This window comes from Rhodococcus aerolatus (assembly GCF_054783215.1).
In genome coordinates this window covers 203,687-207,912 of the sequence record NZ_BAAGQZ010000005.1, presented here as the reverse complement: position 1 = coordinate 207,912, position 4,226 = coordinate 203,687, and the positions used below count along the sequence as shown (strand labels likewise).

The window sequence follows — 4,226 nt, the reverse complement described above, 5'->3', positions numbered from 1 at the left end:
TCGAGCCGGGCATCGACGGCCCGCCCGTCCTGCGCCCCGAGCAGCCCGTGGACCCCGGCCATGCCGTCGGTCTCCGGGTACACCCGCACCTCCCGGTCCCCTAAGGCTTTGCGGGCCCGCGCCCGGAGCAGGGCCGGGTCGACCGAGGCCAGCACCCGGTCACACGCGGCCCCGGCCGCCCCCGCGGTCAGCGCCCTACCCTGCACCCGGTCCAGCATCTGCTCCTCCACCCGGGCCCGCACCGACACATCGACCGCATCCCCGGCGAGGTGGGTGAGCCGGTCCAACAGGGTGCGGCACACCACCCAGGTCAGGTCCCCAGCGGCCAACGCACGCCCGAGCGCGGGGACGTCGTCGCGCAGCTGCTCCCCGTGGAACACCACCAGCCGCGCCGCGTGCGTCGAGATCCCCAGCGCTTCCCCGACCTCCAGCACGGCGAACTCCGGCGGCGTCCGGGTCCGACCCGCGCCGCCGGTCCGCGACCAACCCCGCCGCCAACCGCAGCTTCGCCGCCGTCGCGGCCGACTCGGCCCGACCCGCAGCACGCAGCGCCGCCACAGCGGCCGCGTCAGAGGTCAAGGTATCGAACACGTGTGCGATTCTATGAAGGTGGACCGACGAGAACCACGGGTCCGGATCACCCTGTGGACAACGTGCCACCGGTTGTCCACAGGGCCGCGACCGGGCTTGACGACGGGGTCCGGGTCGCGGTTCACTTATCCAGTCGAACACACGTTCGATGCGGTGGCCGTGACTTCCCCACGGCGTCTGCACACGGGACGCAGCAGGCGGAGGTGCGCGGTGGCGGTGGCACTGGTGGGGACGGGTGGCTCGGACCAGGACGACTGGGCGGTCGACGACTGGCCCGGCGACGAGTGGCCCGAGGTGGCGGTGGACGGGGACCAGGCCCGCCTGGACCTCGCCCCGGAGAGCGACCTCGTCGACGTCGAGCTCGACCTGGGTGACGGGCAGGTCGAGCACCCGGACGACCCGGGGGACGACCAGGCGTGGTGGGACCTCGCCCCCGACGAGGACCTGGCCGCGGCGACCGACCGCGCTCCCGCCCCCCTGGCCCGACCGGGCGAGGACGTCGAGGCACCGGACCGCGACCAGCAGATCGCCCAGCTGCGCCGCCGCCTCGCGGCCGTGCCCGCGACCGGGGCCCGGGCCGGTGAGGTCGGGAGCCGATCCTCCGCGCCGTCGGCCGACCCCGAGGACGACGGGGTCGTGACCGTGCCCGCGCCGTTGCGTCGGCTGCTGCCGCGCGGTGGGCTGGTGCGCGGCAGCGTGGTCGGGCTGTCGGGCTCGAGCTCGCTGGTCACGGGCCTGCTGGCGGGCGTGACCGCCGCCGGGGGCTGGGCCGGGGTGGTGGGACACCCGGACCTGGGTGTGCTGGCCGCGGCGGAGATGGGCGCCGACCTGCGCCGGGTCGCGCTGGTCCCGCACCCGGGCAGCGACCCGGTGGACGTGGCGGCCGTGCTCCTCGACGGCATGGACCTCGTCGTGCTCGACCTCGCCGGCCTCGCCGTGACCCCCTCGCGGGCCCGCGCGGTGGTGGCCCGGGCACGTCACCGAGGTGCGGTGCTGGCGGTGGTCGGCGGCACGTGGCCCGGCGTGGAGCTCGAGCTGCACGCCGAGGTGACGGCGCACCTGGGGCTGGGGTGGGGGCACGGCCGGGTCGCGGGGCGCGAGCTCTTGGTACGGGTGCGGGGCCGGGGGCAAGCGAACCGGGAGCGCACCGGGGAGGTGAGCCTGCGGTCCGAGCGGGGTGCGGTGCGCTGGAGCGCCGTGTCCGAGCCGCCGGCCGCGCTGGAGCGGACGGGCACGTGACGTCCCGGGCCCGACGCACCCTGGCGCTGTGGTGCCCGGACTGGCCCGCCACGACCGCGGCCGCCCTGGCCGAGCTGCCCGCGCACCACCCGGTCGCCGTCGTCTCCGCCAACCGCGTGGTGGCCTGCTCGGCCACCGCCCGGTCCGAGGGCGTCCGACGCGGCCTGCGCCGCAGGGAGGCCCAGGCCCGCTGCCCCCAGCTCCACGTGGCCGGGGTCGACGTGGAGCGTGACGGCCGCATGTTCGAGCCGGTCGCCGCGGCGGTCGACGAGCTCGCGCCCGGGGTGGAGGTGCTGCGACCCGGTCTGCTCGTCCTGGCGGCCCGGGGACCCGCGGGCTACTTCGGCGGGGAGGCGGCCGCGGCCGAGCGGCTGGTCGACGAGGTCGCCGCCACCGGGGTCGAGTGCCAGGTCGGGGTGGCCGACGAGCTGTCCGCCGCGGTGGTCGCCGCCCGGCGCGGTGCGCTGGTCCCCCCCGGCGGGACGGCGCGGTTCCTGGCCCCGCTGGGCGTGGCCGAGCTGGCGGCCGAGCCCAGCCTGGCCTCCGCCGACCGGGGTGAGCTGGTCGACCTGCTGCGCCGTCTCGGGCTCCACACGATCGGGGCCTTCGCCGCGCTCGACGCCCGGGACGTGGCCTCGCGCTTCGGGTCCGACGCCGTGCTCGCCCACCGCAGCGCGCGGGGGCTGCCCGAGCGCACCGCCGCGGCCCGCTCCCTGCCGCCCGACCTCGAGGTGGAGCAACGCTGCGACCCCCCGCTGGACCGGGTCGACGCGGCCGCCTTCGCCGCCCGTGCCCTGGCGGAGCGGCTGCACGTGTCCCTGGGTGCCGCCGGGGTGGCGTGCACCCGGCTGCTGGTCCGGGCCACCACCGGCAACGGCGAGGAGCTGGCCCGGACGTGGCGCTGCGCCGAGCCGCTGACCCCCGCGGGCACCGCCGACCGGGTGCGCTGGCAGCTCGACGGCTGGCTGACCGGCCGGGGAGGGACCCGACCGACCGCCGGGGTCACGCTGCTGCGCCTCGAACCCGTCGAGGTCGTCACCGCCGGTGCGCTGCAGCTGGGCTTCTGGGGCGGGGTGGGCGAGGGTGACGAGCGCGCCCGCCGCACGCTCGTGCGGGTGCAGGGCCTGCTGGGCGGTGACGCGGTGCGCACCGCGGTCCGCAGCGGCGGTCGCGGACCCGCCGAGCAGGTCACGATGCTGAGCTGGGGTGACGAGCTCGTGCCCGCGGCCGACCCCGACGCACCCTGGCCCGGACGGGTGCCCGCCCCGTCGCCGGGCACCGTCCCCGTGCAGCCGACCCCGGTGGGGGTGCTCGACGCCACCGGGGCCGAGCTGGCCGTGACCGAACGCGGCGAGCTCTCCGCGGACCCGGCCGCCCTCGTGCTGGACGGGCGGGTGCGCGGGGTCCGCGCGTGGGCCGGGCCGTGGCCGGTGGTCGAGCGGTGGTGGGACCCGGGGTGCGCGCGCCACGGCGACCGCCTGCAGGTGGTGCTCGAGGCCGAGGGAGCCGGACCGGAGCAGGCCCTGCTGCTGCTGCGCGACGGGGCACGGTGGCAGGTGGAGGGGGTCTACGACTGAGGTGGTGAACTCACCCGTCCCCCGGCGACGAAGCAGGGAGGACGGACGAGCGTGACGGAGGTGGGGAGTGCGCGACCTGGTGTACCGGGTGGTGGTGGCCGGGTTCCGCGGGTTGTTCGTCCTCCTCGGCCTGCAGATCGACATCCGCGGCGCGCAGCACCTGCCCGAGGGGGACGCCGCGGTCGTGGCGATAAACCACGTCAGCTACCTCGACTTCGCCGTCGTCGGGCTGGCGGCGCACGAACGACGTCGGCTCATCCGCTTCATGGCGAAGCAGGCCAGCTTCGACAACCCCGTGACGGGGCCGTTCATGCGCGCGATGCACCACGTGCCGGTGGACCGCCGCCACGGCGAGCTCGCCTACCGCCACGCCGAGCGCGCGCTGCAGCACGGCGAGCTGGTCGGCGTGTTCCCCGAGGCCACCATCAGCCGCTCGTGGACCCTGCGACCGTTCAAGCTGGGCGCGGCCAGCCTCGCGGTCCGCGAGCAGGTGCCGATCGTCCCCGTGATCACCTGGGGCGCACACCGTCTCATCACCGTGGGGGGACGACGCGACCTCCGGCGCCGCGGCGTCGCGGTGACGGTCCTGGTCGGCGACCCCCTCGACCCGCCACCCCCCGCGGCCGACGACGCCGGGCACGACGCGGCCGTCGCCGAGCTCGGTGACCGGCTCCGCGAGCAGATGGCGACGATGCTCGAGCAGGTCCAGCGCGGCTACCCGGACTCGCCGGCCCCCGGGGAGGACCCGTGGTGGCTGCCGCGCCACCTCGGCGGCAGCGCGCCCGAGCCGGCCGAGGCCCTCGCGCTCGACGACGCCGG

At 77.2% G+C, this 4,226-nt stretch carries 4 protein-coding genes; 3 read left to right on the top strand and 1 reads right to left on the bottom strand.

Going from position 1 to position 4,226, the window contains the following annotated elements:
- A partial coding sequence (locus ACYVOF_RS04350) for a DUF222 domain-containing protein (protein ID WP_460864284.1) occupies positions 1 to 434 on the bottom strand: 434 nt, incomplete at its 3' end.
- 367 nt (positions 435 to 801) lie between these two features.
- Here ACYVOF_RS04350 and ACYVOF_RS04345 point away from each other — a divergent pair.
- The 3 genes from ACYVOF_RS04345 to ACYVOF_RS04335 form a co-directional block, all read left to right on the top strand.
- The gene (locus ACYVOF_RS04345) at positions 802 to 1,830 is read left to right on the top strand and encodes a hypothetical protein (RefSeq protein ID WP_460864283.1); all 1,029 of its coding nucleotides are present in this window, start codon (positions 802 to 804) and stop codon (positions 1,828 to 1,830) included.
- Positions 1,827 to 3,407, top strand: a complete 1,581-nt coding sequence (locus ACYVOF_RS04340) for a DNA polymerase Y family protein (protein WP_460864282.1) — start codon at positions 1,827 to 1,829, stop codon at positions 3,405 to 3,407. Before ACYVOF_RS04345 ends, ACYVOF_RS04340 begins: the two co-directional genes overlap by 4 nt.
- A 67-nt stretch (positions 3,408 to 3,474) precedes the next feature.
- On the top strand, positions 3,475 to 4,226 hold a 752-nt coding region (locus ACYVOF_RS04335; RefSeq protein ID WP_460864281.1), incomplete at its 3' end, for a lysophospholipid acyltransferase family protein.